Source organism: Ruegeria sp. YTSC002, assembly GCF_059609845.1.
Genome location: NZ_JBXWML010000011.1, coordinates 39,195 through 54,589 on the forward strand (window position 1 = coordinate 39,195; position 15,395 = coordinate 54,589).

Annotated in this window: 14 protein-coding genes; 10 read left to right on the forward strand and 4 right to left on the reverse strand. The window is 59.5% G+C overall.

Going from position 1 to position 15,395, the window contains the following annotated elements; genetic code table 11:
- Both AC2FFD_RS17920 and ubiA read right to left on the reverse strand, forming a co-directional pair.
- A complete protein-coding gene (locus AC2FFD_RS17920; protein ID WP_496873747.1) occupies nucleotides 1-1,926 on the reverse strand; it encodes an OmpA family protein in 1,926 nt (641 codons plus the stop codon).
- A gap of 64 nt (nucleotides 1,927-1,990) precedes the next feature.
- On the reverse strand, nucleotides 1,991-2,953 hold the full coding sequence (gene ubiA / locus AC2FFD_RS17925; protein WP_480683531.1) for a 4-hydroxybenzoate octaprenyltransferase: 963 nt from the start codon (nucleotides 2,951-2,953) through the stop codon (nucleotides 1,991-1,993).
- A gap of 12 nt (nucleotides 2,954-2,965) precedes the next feature.
- Here ubiA and AC2FFD_RS17930 point away from each other — a divergent pair, with 12 nt between their 5' ends.
- The 9 genes from AC2FFD_RS17930 (at nucleotide 2,966) to AC2FFD_RS17970 (ending at nucleotide 12,253) form a co-directional block, all read left to right on the forward strand.
- Complete coding sequence (locus AC2FFD_RS17930; protein ID WP_496873748.1) at nucleotides 2,966-3,691, forward strand: 16S rRNA (uracil(1498)-N(3))-methyltransferase; 726 nt, start codon at nucleotides 2,966-2,968, stop codon at nucleotides 3,689-3,691.
- Nucleotides 3,691-4,539 carry a GNAT family N-acetyltransferase gene (locus tag AC2FFD_RS17935; RefSeq protein ID WP_496873749.1) on the forward strand — a complete coding sequence of 283 codons (849 nt, stop codon included), beginning with the start codon at nucleotides 3,691-3,693 and terminating at the stop codon, nucleotides 4,537-4,539. The genes AC2FFD_RS17930 and AC2FFD_RS17935 overlap by 1 nt, the downstream gene beginning before the upstream one ends.
- Complete coding sequence (locus AC2FFD_RS17940) at nucleotides 4,536-5,063, forward strand: hypothetical protein (RefSeq protein ID WP_496873750.1); 528 nt, start codon at nucleotides 4,536-4,538, stop codon at nucleotides 5,061-5,063. Before AC2FFD_RS17935 ends, AC2FFD_RS17940 begins: the two co-directional genes overlap by 4 nt.
- Before the next feature lie 64 nt (nucleotides 5,064-5,127).
- On the forward strand, nucleotides 5,128-6,498 hold the full coding sequence (locus tag AC2FFD_RS17945; RefSeq protein WP_496873751.1) for a glutamate--cysteine ligase: 1,371 nt from the start codon (nucleotides 5,128-5,130) through the stop codon (nucleotides 6,496-6,498).
- Between the two features lie 70 nt (nucleotides 6,499-6,568).
- The gene (gene pheS, locus AC2FFD_RS17950; RefSeq protein ID WP_496873752.1) at nucleotides 6,569-7,642 is read left to right on the forward strand and encodes a phenylalanine--tRNA ligase subunit alpha; all 1,074 of its coding nucleotides are present in this window, start codon (nucleotides 6,569-6,571) and stop codon (nucleotides 7,640-7,642) included.
- Nucleotides 7,643-7,752: 110 nt separating this feature from the next.
- Entirely contained in the window at nucleotides 7,753-8,217 is a 465-nt protein-coding gene (locus AC2FFD_RS17955) for a hypothetical protein (protein WP_171119771.1), read from the forward strand.
- Nucleotides 8,218-8,445: 228 nt separating this feature from the next.
- On the forward strand, nucleotides 8,446-9,249 hold the full coding sequence (locus tag AC2FFD_RS17960; protein WP_496873753.1) for a CE1 family esterase: 804 nt from the start codon (nucleotides 8,446-8,448) through the stop codon (nucleotides 9,247-9,249).
- Between the two features lie 78 nt (nucleotides 9,250-9,327).
- Complete coding sequence (gene pheT, locus AC2FFD_RS17965) at nucleotides 9,328-11,724, forward strand: phenylalanine--tRNA ligase subunit beta (protein WP_496873754.1); 2,397 nt, start codon at nucleotides 9,328-9,330, stop codon at nucleotides 11,722-11,724.
- An 82-nt stretch (nucleotides 11,725-11,806) separates the two neighbouring features.
- On the forward strand, nucleotides 11,807-12,253 hold the full coding sequence (locus AC2FFD_RS17970) for a YtoQ family protein (protein ID WP_170346281.1): 447 nt from the start codon (nucleotides 11,807-11,809) through the stop codon (nucleotides 12,251-12,253).
- Between the two features lie 50 nt (nucleotides 12,254-12,303).
- Here AC2FFD_RS17970 and AC2FFD_RS17975 read toward each other — a convergent pair whose 3' ends face one another.
- Entirely contained in the window at nucleotides 12,304-13,002 is a 699-nt protein-coding gene (locus AC2FFD_RS17975) for a glutathione S-transferase family protein (protein ID WP_496873755.1), read from the reverse strand.
- 210 nt (nucleotides 13,003-13,212) lie between these two features.
- Between AC2FFD_RS17975 and AC2FFD_RS17980 the strand changes: the two genes are divergently transcribed.
- Nucleotides 13,213-14,025, forward strand: a complete 813-nt coding sequence (locus tag AC2FFD_RS17980) for a mechanosensitive ion channel family protein (RefSeq protein WP_174818464.1) — start codon at nucleotides 13,213-13,215, stop codon at nucleotides 14,023-14,025.
- Between the two features lie 189 nt (nucleotides 14,026-14,214).
- Here AC2FFD_RS17980 and ald read toward each other — a convergent pair whose 3' ends face one another.
- A complete protein-coding gene (gene ald, locus AC2FFD_RS17985; protein ID WP_170346284.1) occupies nucleotides 14,215-15,333 on the reverse strand; it encodes an alanine dehydrogenase in 1,119 nt (372 codons plus the stop codon).
- Between the last annotated feature and the right edge of the window lie 62 nt (nucleotides 15,334-15,395).

The window sequence follows — 15,395 nt, forward strand, 5'->3', positions numbered from 1 at the left end:
TTACTGGTCCTCTGCATCCGCATCAGGTGCGGTCGTTTCGGTCTGATCCGTTTCAGGCGCGTCAGCCTCGGCCTCAGCCTCAAGCGCTTCGAGACCTGTTTCCGAGGCCTCGACAGGCTCGGGGCGGATCAGCCGGAACTCGATCCGCCGGTTTTCCTCGCGGCCTTCTTCGGTGTCGTTATCCGCAATGGGCTGTGTTTCACCGTACCCGACGGCAGTATAGCTGCTGGTGGGAATGCGCCGCCCGCGCAGCTCGTTCAGAATCGATTGCGCCCGTGCCTGGCTGAGCTGCTGGTTCATCTCTTCGCGGCCCTGGCTGTCCGTATGGCCCTGGATCTCCAGCCGGATCGGCCCGCAGTCGCGCAGGATGTCGGCGATCTGGTTCACCGTATCGCGCGAGTCGGATGCGATCGTTGCCGATCCGGGTTCGAACGCAATTTTGCTGACGGTCTGGATTTCGGCGATCTGCGCTTCGCAGACTTCAGGATCGGGCAGCGCGTCTTCGGGCTCTGGCGGCGGCTGATAAGTGATCGTCAGGGTGAATTCCTGCCCTTCGCCCAGCTTGTCCGACAACTGACCTGCGATCCGGGCCTTGGCATCCTCTTCATGGCTGAGGCCAGTCAGTTCGACCGAGCCTGGTGTTACGGTCAGGGCCCCGTTGTGAAGCTGGGCCAACGCCTCCAGGCCGGCCAGAACACGCACCGGCCAATCTGCCGGAAGCCCCGGCGCGATGCGGGTCGCGGTATAGACCTGATCCGAGCCGAAGGCCGCGCGGGCATAGCTGTCGACCATGTCCCGCAACGTTTCATCCCCCAGACGCCCTCGCAGTTGCACAAGTCCTTCGGGGCTGCGGGTCGCCGAGAACTCGATGGGCCCGGTCTGTTCGCTGGTTTCAGGTTCCGGCAGCACGGCATGCAGGGCAAAGACCTGAGGCAACGCTGTTTCAAGTTCACCTACAACCCGGTCAAACAAGGCTGGATCGGTGCCTTGTGCCGCGACCAGGGTGATGTCCGCATCCGACATCGTGACCGAGCCTTTGCCGATTCTGGCCAGTGCCCGAATGCTCTTCTCGGCGGCTTCGGGCCAGCGTGGCGAGGGCTCGCCCAGACCGATGGTGCAGGAATATGGCCCCGTCAAGCCGGCATCGCGCGCAGCGGTCACGATCCGGTCGCGCGCTTTTGCATCCTGTGCCGAGCAGGCGTCAAATTGCCCACCGTCTTCGTTGATCAGAAAACGCAGCGTAAAGGGCGTAATGACGGGCCGGGGGGCCGAAATCGCCAGCCCGATCCGCAGGCTGGGCGGTGCGGCGCGGGTCAGATCTTGTTCGAGACGTTGTTTTTCCTGTTGGCTGTCCGCAATGGCGGTGATTTTGACCAAGTCCGCACTTGCGGAAATTTTGGCACGCGGCAGGCTGGCCAAAGCCTCGATGGCATAGGATATCGCTGCATCCCAACCGTCGGGCTTGGGGTAATCCGCCGTTTCCATCAGGTCCGAGACCGCGATGTTGCGGTCGAGATTGCTCAGCCGTCTGATCAGGTCGTCCCTGTCTTCACTGGCGGGGATCAGACCGATGATCGAGATACCGTGATCATTGCGCAGAATTTCTGCCGAAAAGCGTGGTGACGCGAGGGCAGAGGTCGCTTCGACCTCCATTTCGTCGATTACGCGGGACGCATCGACCTCGGTTCCGGCTGCGGTCAGTGCGTTGAACCGTGTCGCCTCATCCGGTGCAATCCCGGTCAGGACCACGCGCAAGCCATCGGATTCAACCTCGGCCCAGTCGTGCCCTTTGAGGTCAAGCGCCCGGCGCACGGCGAATTCCGATGTCTCTTCGATCTTTGTGACGGCATAGCTGGCTGCCAAAAGCGACAGCCCGGCTGACACAAGAAAGATCAGGGAAACAACGATAAAATACGGCAGACGCATATTTGGGTTTGACACTCCTCAGGCGGTTGGGCCGATCTTTACAGGCCCCGTTCAGCAGGTGCAATCAGAGCAACAGGGCGACGCAGAGGAAGATCAGCGGAATCAAGCCAGTGTCGCGGTTGACCCTGAACAATTGCAACAGCCTGGCATTGTCTTCGATGTCCAGCGCGCGGAGTTGCCACATCATGTGCCAGCCCATTGCCCAAGGCCCACAGAGCGCAACACCCAATGCCAGCATCGAGGCATCCGGCACCCCTGCATCGACGATGGCCAGCCCCATCAGCGACACGGTCGCCACCAAAAAATACTTCAGCCACCGCGCTGTATCGGCTCCGAACAGCCGGGCGGTTGATTTGATGCCGATCAGTTCGTCATCCTCGGCATCCTGATGCGCATAGATGGTATCGTAGAACAGGGTCCACGCGATTCCAGACAGGTACAGCGTCACCGCTGGCCATCCCACGGAACCGCTATGCGCCGCCCAGGCCAGAAGGGCGCCCCAGTTGAAAGCCAGCCCCAGGAACACCTGAGGCCACCACGTAAACCGTTTGGCAAACGGATAGATTGTCACGGGCAGCAGGGACAATACGCCCATGGCGATTGCCGCCTGATTGAAGCTGAGAAGGATGCCAAGCGCCAGAATGCATTGCAGGACCATCCACGCCGCGGCCTGCCGGACACTGACCTGACCCGAAGGAATCGGGCGCGAGCGAGTGCGTTCGACCTGCCCGTCGAATTCCCGGTCCGTGATGTCATTCCAGGTGCAACCGGCGCCCCGCATCAGAAAGGCCCCGAATGCGCATCCCATGGCGATCCAAAGATCTTCCCAACGTGGCTGACCGTCGTTAAGGATCGCCAGCGCCAGCCCCCACCAACAGGGAATCAGCAGCAGCCATGTCCCGATGGGCCGGTCCGCGCGGCTGAGGCGCAGATAGGGGCGGGCAAAGGCCGGGGCACGGGTGTCGACCCAGTTGCCACTGACGGCATCAGCGACTTGACCATCTGGTGTTGGGGCATTGCCTTGCATATGTAGGGTCTCATGAGTGCGAAGATCAGACTGTATGTAGAGCAGCCCTTGGGTCAGGGGCAATCGGTTCCTTTGACGCGCGACCAGGCGCACTATCTGTTTGGTGTCATGCGCCTTGCGGTCAAAGGGCAGGTCGCCCTGTTCAACGGGCAGGACGGAGAGTGGTTGGCCGAAGTCTCGGAGGCGGGAAAACGCGGCGGGACGCTGACCTGCCTTGAGCAGACGAAACCGTTGCAGATGCCGCCCGATCTGTGGTTCCTGTTTGCACCGATCAAAAAGGCCCGCACCGATTTCATCGTGGAAAAAGCCGCCGAAATGGGCGCGGCGCGTATCATGCCGGTGCAGACCGAGTTCACCAATTCCGAACGCATCCGACAAGATCGGTTGCAGGCCCATGCCGTCGAGGCGGCCGAGCAATGCGGCGGAACCTTCGTGCCCGAGGTCGCCGATTTGCAGCGGTTGGATCGGCTGTTGGATGCATGGCCCGAAGATCGGCAACTGATGTTCTGCAACGAAGCTGAGGTTGGATCGGCCTTGCGATTGGCCGCCAATGAAAAAGGTTACCCGTGGGCGATTCTTATCGGCCCGGAAGGCGGGTTTTCTGACAAGGAACGCGCGCGTTTGACAGGGTTGCCATTCGCGCATGTCGTCAGTCTTGGTCCGCGTATCCTGCGGGCCGACACGGCGGCAGTCGCTGCACTGACCATGTGGCAGCAGGCGCTGGGGGATTGGGCGTAATGTGGCGCGCAGCACTACAGAAGGATGTTCCAGAAGTTCAGCGGTTTTTGCGCCTCCACCTCCAAAGCTCGATGTTTCCTTTGGGCAATTTGGAAGATTTCGGTCTGGGTGGTTCCCATCCTCGGGGCATGTCGTTTTGGTTGCTGGGTAAACCGCTGCGCGGTGTCTTGGGTATCACCAATGAAGGAATGGTCTTTCCGCAATGCCCCAACGTGAAGCGTGCAGAGCTTTTTGCCGCCTGGGATTTGATCCAAAACCGAGCTGTCTCGGGAATCATCGGTGAAACGGCGCAGGTTAGAGACTTCGTCAAAATCGCAGGTTGGCGAGACAGGCTGACGGGTCTCAATGACGATGAACCGGCATTCTCACTTAACCTGAACAACCTTGTTGTTCCTCAAATGGAAGATGTGCGCCTTGTTCCGTTGGCCGGAGTGGATCGCAATCAAGTGATTGCCTGGCGGAGGCAATACCTTCAGGAAACGCCGGGTTTGCTTCACAAGGAACTGGACAAGCAGGCCAGAGAAGACTTGAAACGTTATCTGGAGCGCGACAGTCACAGAGCCCTTATCTACAAAGGACAGCCGGTTGCGATGACAGGCTTCAATTCGGCGCTTTCGGATGTCGTTCAGGTAGGTGGTGTATTTACCCCTCGCGAGCTGCGCGGGCGAAGTTATGCGCGCACCGCTGTCGCTTTGCATTTGAAAGAGGCGCGCGAGGCAGGTGTGAACCGAGCCGTCTTATTTGCCGCTTCAAATGCGGCCGCTCGTGCTTACATAGCGATTGGATTCATGCCGGCCGGTTCGGTCTCACTGGTTCTGTTCAACGATCAAACGGAGTCCGCTCAATGAGCTTTTTTCGACCCGAGGCAAAACTGGCACTTTGGCGCTGGCGTGAAGTTTTGGTCTCGGTTTTTGTCCTGATCCTTGGCGTCAGTTGGGTCAGCGGGCCGGGTGGGTTGCTGGCCTGGGTCGGTTGGTTCCTGATCGTCGTGTCCGCGGCTTTGGCCGTGATCGGCATACAGCGCGCACGGTTCAGAACCGGCGCAGGCGGGCAGGGCGTCGTTACGGTTGATGAAGGGCAAATCACTTATCTCGGCCCTCTGGATGGCGGCATTGTTGCGACACGAGAAATCGAACGGCTTGCACTTGATCCGACCTCCAGTCCGGCGCATTGGGTTCTGGATCAGCCTGGGCAACCGACGCTTCACATTCCTGTGAACGCTGAAGGAGCCGAAGCTCTGTTCGACGTTTTCTCAAGCCTGCCGGGCTTGAAAACCGAACAAATGCTGTCTGAACTCAACGGCAGATCGCCGCATAAGGTCGTTATCTGGGAGCGTACGCCCTCGCGCCCTGCACACCTTCGGCTGCATTGACACCGGCGCGGTTTGCCCCCACGACTGGCCAAAAGACAGACACATCAGGATCGGAGCACGGTTCATGTCCATCCCTCAGTCCGGCGGCGGTCCGATCGAACGCCACGAGCAATTGGCCGAATATCTGGAGTCGGGCTGCAAGCCCAAGGCAGACTGGCGCATCGGCACCGAGCATGAGAAATTCGGCTACTGCAAGGACACGCTGAAACCGTTGCCCTACGAGGGCACCCGTTCGATTGTGGCCGTGCTGGTAGGTCTGCGGGATCGCCATGGCTGGGCTGAAGTCCGCGAAGCAGGTCATCTGATTGGTCTGGAAAAGGACGGCGCCAATGTCAGCCTGGAGCCGGGCGGCGCGCTGGAGCTGTCGGGTGCTCCGCTCGAGACCATCCACGAAACCTGCGATGAGGTGAACACCCACCTGCGTGAGGTGAAAGACATCGCAGATGAGATCGGCGTGGGTTTCATCGGTCTGGGCGCGGCACCGACCTGGACACATGAGGAAATGCCGTTGATGCCCAAGGGGCGTTACCGGCTGATGAACGACTATATGGAAAAGGTCGGCACCATGGGCCGCGCCATGATGCGGCGGACCTGCACGGTTCAGGTCAACATTGATTTCGGGTCCGAGGCCGACATGGTGCAGAAACTGCGCGTGGCGCTGGCCTTGCAGCCGGTGGCAACGGCGTTGTTTGCGAACTCGCCCTTTTTCGAAGGCAAGGTAAATGGCCAGAAAAGCTGGCGCAGTTACATCTGGCGGCATCTGGACGATGCGCGTACGGGCATGCTGCCTTTCGTGTTCGAAGACGGCTTTGGGTTCGAACGTTACGTGCAATACGCGCTCGATGTTCCGATGTATTTCGTCTATCGCGACGGCCAGTACATCAATGCGCTGGGCATGTCTTTCCGCGACTTCCTGAAAGGTGAACTGCCCGCCTTGCCGGGGGAAACACCCACGCTCAGCGATTGGGCCGATCACCTGACCACCGCCTTTCCCGAAGCACGGATCAAGAAATTCATGGAAATGCGCGGGGCCGATGGTGGACCATGGCGGCGCCTGTGTGCCTTGCCCGCCTTCTGGGTTGGCCTGACTTACGATCAGACGGCCCTGGACGCGGCCTGGGATCTGGTCAAAGGCTGGGACACCGAGACCCGCGAGGCGCTGCGTGTCGCGGCGGCCAAGGACGGGCTTCAGGCACAGGTCGGCAACATCAACATGCACGATCTGGCGCGTGAGGTTGTTGCGATCTCCGAGTCCGGCCTGAAAGCCCGCGCCTATCCCGGGGCCGGTGGACTGGTGCCGGACGAGACCCATTTCCTCAACGCGCTCAAGGACAGCATCCAAAGCGGGAAAGTGCCTGCGGATGAGTTGCTGGAACACTACAACGGCGACTGGAACGGTGATCTGACCCGGATTTTCCCCGAATACAGCTATTGATCCGCCCGGTCCCGCTTGCATTCGCGGGGCTGGCCCGATAGCAGGTTGGCGACCAAATTCAGAGGGCGTCATGGACGATCTTAAGGCAAAATATCTGGGCCAAATCGCCGAGGCAGGCGACGAGAACGCGCTTGAGGCGATCCGCGTCGCCGCCGTGGGCAAAAAAGGCGAAGTCGCGCTGAAGATGCGCGAGTTGGGTAAAATGACGCCCGAGGAACGCCAGGTGGCAGGCCCCGCGCTGAATGCCCTGAAGGATGAGATCAACTCGGCCCTGTCCGCCAAGAAGGCGGCGCTGGCCGATGCCGCGCTGGATGAGCGTCTGCGCACCGAATGGCTGGATGTCACCCTGCCGACACGCCCGCGCCGTCAGGGCTCGATCCACCCGGTCAGCCAGGCGACCGAGGAACTGACCGCGATCTTTGCCGAACTGGGCTTCTCGGTGGCCGAAGGGCCGCGGATCGAAGACGATTGGTACAATTTTGACGCGCTGAACATCCCCGGACACCACCCCGCGCGGGCCGAGATGGACACGTTCTACATGCACCGCGCCGAGGGCGATAATCGCCCGCCGCATGTTCTGCGCACCCATACGTCTCCGGTCCAGATCCGCTCGATGGAGAAACAGGGCGCGCCGATCCGCGTGATCTGCCCGGGCGGCGTGTACCGCGCCGATTATGACCAGACCCACACGCCGATGTTCCATCAGGTTGAGGGGCTGGCCATCGACAAGGACATCTCGATGGCGAACCTGAAATGGGTTCTGGAAGAGTTCGTGAAGGCGTTCTTTGAGGTCGACGATGTCGAGCTGCGCTTCCGCGCCTCACACTTCCCCTTCACCGAGCCATCGGCCGAGGTTGATATCCGCTGTTCGTGGGATAACGGTCAGCTGAAGATTGGTGAGGGTGACGACTGGATGGAGATTCTGGGTTCCGGCATGGTCCACCCCAAGGTGATCGCCGCCGGAGGGATCGACCCCGAGGTCTATCAGGGCTTTGCGTTTGGCATCGGCATCGACCGTCTGGCGATGTTGAAATACGGTATTCCCGATTTGCGGGCGTTTTTTGACAGCGACCTGCGCTGGTTGAGGCACTATGGGTTTGCGGCGCTGGATATGCCTAACCTGCATGGTGGTTTGTCGCGGTGATTGAAGTAGCCTCGTCAATCTGGGCGACTCTTGATCCAATTCACGACGAACTAATCGGGCTAGCTTTCACGTTATTGGCCGCTTGCGTGCTATTCTTGTTTAGGCCGCGCGTGAAACTGATTTATGGGCGCGCCAATAACTCCCGCAATATCATTTCTGTGCCAACGGAGGATAACACCAGCAACGGCAACCACACAGAAATCTATACTGAAAAGTTTTTTCTCCAGAATGTTGGAAGTAAGCCAGCTACAAACGTGGAGTTTGTGTTGTCGGATTTTCCAGCGGACATCTCAGTTTGGCAACCGCGAAATGTAGAATACAAAAATGTCGAAAAAGGACATTGCTTGGTCACGATACCGCAAATGGCCCCTCGTGAGTTGGTTATTGTCGATTGCGTATACTTAAACCAACGGGCGGCCTTTGTCGCATCTGTTAAATGTGCTGAGTGCATAGGAAATGAAGTTCCATTTTGGACAGTTCGTCGCTTTTCATGGTGGATCAACACATTGATAGCCGCTCTCATGTTTTTTGGAGTTGCTTATCTATTTCAGATTGTTTTCAAGCTTTTCGCTTGATGTCCGGTCCGCACGGGCTGGCGATTTGTCTCCGTTAGCTCTCCGTTTGAACGGCACACGGATTTGGCCAGCATAAATTGCCCACCACTCCCCGAAGATCGCCATCCCGCGGTCTGGCGATGGCGCGGCTTGTTATCTAGCCTGACAGACGGGTGACAGCGCGGCTTGTTACAGGTTCCCACAGGGTTGTGACGTGACTTGGCGCTCAGGCTGGGTAGGGTCAAGCGCATGATCCATCGACTGCTTTTTCTTCTGCTGACCGCAACTCCCGCTTTCGCCATGGGACCATGGAAGTCGGATTGCCATGGCGATACGGCCTGTGAAGTCGGCGACCGCTCTTACCATGTGCTGGAACCGGATGGATGGGATGGCGAAACGCCTCTGCCGGTGTTGCTGCATTTCCACGGCTGGGCGCGGCAGGGGACCGTTGTGGTGAACCACGAACGCATCGCGGGCGCGACCAAGCTGCGGGGTGTGCTGTTGGTGGCCCCGAACGGGCTGGGCAAAAGCTGGGATTTCTGGACGTCGGAGACCGGCGATGTGCCCTTTGCCGATGCGGTGATTGAGGATGTCGCCAAGCGCTATCCGATTGATCCCGATCGCATCTATGTCTCAGGCTATTCTTATGGCGGTGCGATGGCGTGGCGCTATGTCTGCCAGTCGGGCAATGACATCTCCGCCTTGCTGGCCGTTGCGGGCAGCATCCGCCAGACCGAAGATTGCCCCGAAGCCCCGCGCGAGGTGCGCCATGTGCACGGGCTGGACGACACGGTGATGGATTTCCCCTTTGGGCCGGGCGGCGACAAGACCTATCCGGTGGCGCTGTGGCGCGAGAAATACAACTGCAACGGTGCAACCCCGCGAGGGGATTGGAGCGTGAAGCCCTTTCTGACGCTCAGCCGTGTGGAATGGACCGATTGTGTGCAGGGGCAGGTGGTGCTGGACACCCATCCGGGTGGGCATTTCATCCCCCATGGCTGGATCGGGCGGCAACTGGACGAGCTTTTGGGCCGCACCCCCACCTATCCGTGACCCGCAGCGCTTGCACCTTGGCGCATTCTTTGTCATTGCCTGTGCCGACTGGATGTTTGCCAAAAAAGGCCCCGAGCAATGAAATTCACTTTGTCCTGGCTGAAAGACCACCTCGATACCGATGCGTCGGTTGATGAGATCACTGAGGCGTTGACCGACCTTGGCCTTGAGGTCGAAGAGGTCATCAACCCGGCTGACAAGCTCAAGGACTTTACGCTGGGCTATGTGAAACACGCGGAAAAACACCCCGACGCCGACAAGCTGCGCGTCTGCAAGGTGGACACGGATGAAGGCGAATTGCAGATCATCTGCGGCGCGCCCAACGCCCGCGAAGGGATCACCGTCGTCGTCTGCAAGCCGGGCATGTATATCCCCGGATTGGACCTGACGATCAGCGTCGGCAAGATCCGCGGTGTCGAAAGCTTTGGCATGATGGCGTCCGAGCGCGAGCTGGAGTTGTCGGACGAACATGACGGCATCATCGAGTTGCCCTCGGGCGAGGTCGGTGACAGATTCGTTGATTGGCTTGCCGAGAACGACCCCGCCAAGATCGATCCGGTGATCGAGATCGCGATCACTCCGAACCGGCCGGATGCGCTGGGCGTGGAAGGCATCGCGCGTGATCTGGCGGCGCGTGGGATCGGCACTCTGAAACAGCGCGACTACGTGCCGGTGCCGGGCGATTTCGAAAGCCCGATCAAAGTATCGATTGATGAGGATACGCTGGATGGTTGCCCGCATTTCACGGGCCGCCTTATCAAGGGTGTCAAGAACGGCCCCAGCCCGCAGTGGTTGCAGGATCAGTTGAAGGCGATTGGGCTGCGTCCGATTTCGGCGCTGGTGGATATCACCAACTACATGACCTTTGACCATAACCGCCCGCTGCATGTGTTTGACGCGGACAAGGTGCAGGGCAACCTTCGCGTTCATCGCGCCAAAGGCGGTGAAACCCTGGTGGCGCTGGACGAAAAGGAATACACGCTTCAGCCCGGCATGATGGTCATTTCCGATGACAAAGGGCCGGAATCCATCGCAGGCATCATGGGCGGTCAGGAAACCGGCTGCACCGAGGACACTGTGAATGTGTTCCTGGAGAGCGCGTTCTGGGATCATGTGCAGATCGCGCTGACGGGTCGGGCGCTGAAGATCAATTCGGACGCGCGGTATCGGTTCGAACGCGGCGTGGACCCTGAATACACGCTGGAAGGGCTTGAGCACGCAACCCAGTTGATTCTGGACATCTGCGGCGGTGAAGCGTCCAAAGTGGTCGAGGCGGGCAAAGCGCCGAACCACGCGCGCGCGTACAAGTTGGATGCCGAACGGGTGCAGTCTCTGGTCGGGATGGACATTCCCGAAAGCGAACAGCGTCAGACGCTGACCCGGCTGGGTTTCCGTCTGGAGGGCGAGATGGCCCACGTGCCCAGCTGGCGCCCCGATATCATGGGTGAGGCCGATCTGGTGGAAGAGGTCGCACGAATCGCCTCGTTGACCAAATTGCAGGGCAAGCCCTTGCCGCGTGTCACCGATGGTATTCCCAAGCCGGTGATGACACCGATGCAACGCCGCCAGTCCATGGCGCGCCGCACCTGCGCCGCGCTGGGTTACAACGAATGCGTCAGCTATACGTTCATCGATCAGGCTTCGGCTGCTTTGTTCGGTGGCGGTGACGATGCGACCATGCTGGAAAATCCGATCTCGTCCGAGATGAGCCACATGCGCCCCGATCTGCTGCCCGGATTGTTGCAGGCCGCGGCCCGCAATCAGGCACGCGGATACGCCGATGTCGCCCTGTTCGAAGTCGGCCCCGTTTTCCATGATGGCGAACCCGGCGACCAGAAAACCCAGATCGCCGGCCTGCTGGTTGGCCGCAACGGCCCCAAGGATGTGCACGGGGCCTCGCGCCCGGTGGATGTCTTTGATGCCAAGGCGGATGCCGAGGCCGTTCTTGCGGCGATCGGAGCACCGGCCAAGGCACAGATTCTGCGCGACGGCGATGCCTGGTGGCATCCGGGTCGTCACGGCAAGATCTGCCTGGGGCCGAAAAAGGTGCTGGGTGTCTTGGGTGAGCTGCACCCGCGCGTGTTGCAGGCGATGGATATCAAGGGTCCGGCAATGGCCTTTGCGATCTGGCCGGACGAGGTTCCCTTGCCCCGCAAGTCCGGTGCCACACGTGCCGCATTGGAATTGCGTGATTTGCAAGCGGTCGAACGTGACTTTGCCTTTGTCGTTGATGAAAACGTCGAGGCGCTGACATTGGTGAACGCGGCGGCAGGCGCCGACAAGGCGCTGATCGAAGATGTGCGTGTCTTTGACGAATTCATCGGTGGCAGCCTGGGTGAAGGTAAAAAATCGCTGGCCATCACGGTACGTTTGCAGCCCACGGACCAGACGCTGAAGGAAAAGGACATCGAAGCGGTGGCCGAAAAGATCATCGCCAAAGTCTCCAAGGCGACCGGCGGTGTTCTGCGGGGCTGATGCAGGGCCGCCTCCGGCGGGAGTATTTCAGAAAAGATGAAGGGGCGGTGGCGCCCTTTTGCGTGTTTACGGAGGACGAAAGATGCTGAACGTGTACCTCTCTGGCGAAATCCATACCGATTGGCGCGAACAGATCATCGACGGCGCACAGGGGTTGGATATCACCTTCAACGGCCCGGTGACGGACCACGCGGCAAGCGACGATTGCGGCGTTGCCATTCTGGGGGAAGAGCCGAACAAATACTGGCATGACCACAAGGGTGCGATGGTCAACGCGATCCGGACCCGCAAGGGCATTTCGGATGCTGACGTTGTGGTTGTACGGTTTGGCGACAAGTACAAACAGTGGAACGCGGCTTTTGATGCGGGTTATGCCGCAGCGCTGGGCAAATCCATCATCGTGCTGCACGGTCCCGACCATCAGCACGCGTTGAAAGAAGTTGATGCGGCCGCGTTGGCCGTGGCGGAAAAGCCCGCGCAGGTGGTCGAAATCCTGCGGTATGTGCTGACGGGCGCACTGCCGGGCTGAGCTTTGCGAAGAGGGTGCCAGCTTTGGCACCCTTCCTATCGCGAAACCGTTTAAGCGCGTGCGGGTATGGTCTTGCCGCGCTGCACCGCCGGGCGCTGCATGAAACGGTCGACATAGGCGACGACATTGGCGTAGTCGTCCCAGCCAACAACCTCTTTCGCGCCATAGAAGTCCAAAGCATCCAGCCAGGGGGCAAGAGCGATATCGGCGATGGAGTAATCGCCTGCGATCCAGTCCTGCCCGTCCAGTTGCATGTTGACCACGTTCAGAAGGCGTTTGGCCTCGTTGATATAGCGTTCGCGCGGTCGGGGGTCTTCGATTTCGCTGCCTGCGAATTTGTAGAAAAAGCCAAGCTGACCAAACATTGGTCCCACGCCCCCCATTTGGAACATCAGCCATTGTGTAATGCGATGCTTGTCTGCTGCGCTTTGTCCCAGCAACTTGCCTGATTTCTCGGCCAGATACAGCAGGATCGCTCCGCTTTCGAACAGGGTCAGCGGCTTACCGTCCGGCCCGTTGGGATCGATGATGGCGGGGATTTTGTTGTTTGGGTTCAGCGACAGAAACGCGGGGCTTTTGACATCCGCATCCGATAGCGTCACCAGATGGGGCTCATAGGGCAGGCCGGTTTCCTCCAGCATGATCGACGCCTTTACGCCGTTTGGAGTCGGATAGGAATACAGTTGAATCCTGTCCGGGGATTGCGCGGGCCAACGCGCCATGATCGGATGAGGGTTGTTGTCCAGCATTGGGGGCTCCTGTTTGGGTGTCTGTGTAAAAGCTAGGGGCCACGCCTGATTAAATTAAGCCCTTTGCAATGTGCATTTCCGGTCAGGCCGTGTTTTCTGGCGAACAGAGGGGAATTCCAGTGAAACTGGCACCTAGACCGGAAATCAAACTTGGCTCACAATCTGGTGACCCCCGCGAAAACCTCGCGGGTTTCTTGCTGTTGAAAGGAGATGGGCGTGGATGAGGTCGTAACACAGGTGGGAGCATATGCCCCGCTGATCATGAGTGCCGTCAAGGCGCTTGTCGTTCTGATCCTGGGCTGGATCGTAGCTGGTGCAATCGGCGGCATGGTTCGCCGCCGGATCAATTCGACGCCGCATATTGATCCGACGCTTGGGAACTTTTCGGCAAGCCTGGTCAAATGGGCCATTCTCGCCATGGTTCTGGTTGCCGTTCTGGGTATCTTCGGAATTGAAGCCACCAGCATCGTCGCCATTCTGGGTGCCGCATCGCTGGCCATCGGTCTGGCGCTTCAAGGCACGCTCAGCGATCTGGCCGCCGGTGTGATGCTGGTTGTCTTCCGGCCCTACAAGCTGGGTCAGTTTGTTGATATCGGCGGCACGTCGGGCACCGTAAAGGACCTGAACCTGTTCACGACCGAGCTGGTGACGCCTGATAATGTGCAGATCATCGTTCCGAACGGTCAGTCATGGGGTTCGATCATCACGAACTACTCTGCCCATGACACGCGCCGTGTCGATCTGGTGTTCGGAATCGACTACGGGGACAGCGCGGACAAAGCCATGCAGATCATTCTGGATGTGGCCAAAGCGGACAGTCGCATTCACAGCGACCCGGAACCATGGGTTCGGGTTACGAACCTGGGTGACAGTTCGGTGGATCTGACGGCACGGCTGTGGTGCTCGGCACCAGACTATTGGGATGTCAAATTCGAGCTGACGAAAACGATCAAGGAAGCCTTTGACGACAAAGGTATTTCGATCCCTTATCCCCATTCGGTGGAGATCCAGAAACAGGGGTGACGGCTCCCGCCCGTCGATCGGGCATTCGAAAATGCCCTCCTCCCGTTGGGCCGGGCACCGCGCAAGGGCGCGGTGCCCTTTTCTTTGTTCAAACCGTCGCCTCGAGTCCGACCGCGCCACGCCTGCGGCGTGGCGCTATGCCCAACGCTGGAAATCGCTTTTCAAAAGCGATTTCAGGGGCGGGAGTGTTCACGACTTGACGATCACGTTGGGTGAAACAACGTCGATACCAAGGGCCTTGCCGACCGCATAGTAGGTCAGCTTGCCAGCGTGGACGTTCAGGCCTTCCAGCAGATGCGGATCGTCCTGACACGCCTGTTTCCAGCCTTTATCCGCCAGAGACAGCATGAACGGCATCGTGGCGTTGCCCAGGGCGATGGTCGAGGTGCGCGCAACGGCGCCCGGCATGTTGGCAACGCAGTAGTGCATGATGCCATCGACATCGTAGATCGGATCGGCATGGGTGGTGGCTTTTGACGTCTCGAAGCACCCACCCTGGTCGATGGCAACATCGACAAGTACGGCACCGGGTTTCATCGTCGACAGCTGAGCTCGCGAGACAAGTTTCGGAGCCGCAGCGCCGGGGATCAGAACGGCACCGATGACCATATCTGCATCCTGGATCAGCTCGGCCGTGGCGCCTGCGGTCGAATACTGGTTCTTGAAGGTTCCGCCAAAGACGTCATCCAGATAGCGCAGCCGCGGCAAGGAGCGATCCAGAACGGTGACATCCGCGCCCATTCCGGCAGCGATCTTCGCCGCATGGGTTCCTACGACGCCGCCGCCGATAACGACCACTTTGGCAGGGCCGACACCGGGTACGCCACCCATCAGAACGCCGCGCCCGCCATTGGCCTTTTGCAGTGTCCACGACCCGACCTGAGGGGCCAGGCGACCGGCGACTTCGGACATCGGTGCCAGCAGAGGCAGGCCGCCGTTCGCGTCGGTTACGGTCTCATAGGCGATGGCAGTACAACCCGATTCCAGCAGGTCATGCGTTTGATCCGGGTCCGGAGCCAGATGCAGATAAGTGAACAGCAGCTGCCCTTCGCGCAGCATCTTGCGTTCCACGGCCTGGGGTTCCTTGACCTTCACGATCATGTCGGCGGTGGCAAATACTTCTTCCGCAGTGTCGATGATATGCGCGCCTGCCGCGACATAGGCGTCATTGTCGAAACCTGCGCCGATGCCTGCACCGGATTCGATAAGGACTTCGTGACCACGTGCAACAGCTTCCTGAGCAGCATTGGGCGTCATCCCGACGCGGAATTCCTGGGGTTTGATTTCCTTGGGGCAACCGATTTTCATGGGGGTCTCCGTTCCTAAACTGCTTAAATTATGTGCATTTCGCAGCGCAATTTCTGTGAAAG

Bases quoted from the DNA above. Each gene is read 5' to 3' on its own strand.
- pheS (WP_496873752.1), top strand. From the start codon at position 6,569: ATGGACGATCTTAAGGCAAAATATCTGGGCCAAATCGCCGAGGCAGGC.
- AC2FFD_RS17975 (WP_496873755.1), bottom strand. From the start codon at position 13,002: ATGCTGGACAACAACCCTCATCCGATCATGGCGCGTTGGCCCGCGCAA.
- AC2FFD_RS17960 (WP_496873753.1), top strand. From the start codon at position 8,446: ATGATCCATCGACTGCTTTTTCTTCTGCTGACCGCAACTCCCGCTTTC.
- AC2FFD_RS17970 (WP_170346281.1), top strand. From the start codon at position 11,807: ATGCTGAACGTGTACCTCTCTGGCGAAATCCATACCGATTGGCGCGAA.
- AC2FFD_RS17930 (WP_496873748.1), top strand. From the start codon at position 2,966: ATGAGTGCGAAGATCAGACTGTATGTAGAGCAGCCCTTGGGTCAGGGG.
- AC2FFD_RS17945 (WP_496873751.1), top strand. From the start codon at position 5,128: ATGTCCATCCCTCAGTCCGGCGGCGGTCCGATCGAACGCCACGAGCAA.
- AC2FFD_RS17920 (WP_496873747.1), bottom strand. From the start codon at position 1,926: ATGCGTCTGCCGTATTTTATCGTTGTTTCCCTGATCTTTCTTGTGTCA.
- AC2FFD_RS17935 (WP_496873749.1), top strand. From the start codon at position 3,691: ATGTGGCGCGCAGCACTACAGAAGGATGTTCCAGAAGTTCAGCGGTTT.
- ald (WP_170346284.1), bottom strand. From the start codon at position 15,333: ATGAAAATCGGTTGCCCCAAGGAAATCAAACCCCAGGAATTCCGCGTC.
- AC2FFD_RS17940 (WP_496873750.1), top strand. From the start codon at position 4,536: ATGAGCTTTTTTCGACCCGAGGCAAAACTGGCACTTTGGCGCTGGCGT.
- AC2FFD_RS17980 (WP_174818464.1), top strand. From the start codon at position 13,213: ATGGGCGTGGATGAGGTCGTAACACAGGTGGGAGCATATGCCCCGCTG.
- pheT (WP_496873754.1), top strand. From the start codon at position 9,328: ATGAAATTCACTTTGTCCTGGCTGAAAGACCACCTCGATACCGATGCG.
- ubiA (WP_480683531.1), bottom strand. From the start codon at position 2,953: ATGCAAGGCAATGCCCCAACACCAGATGGTCAAGTCGCTGATGCCGTC.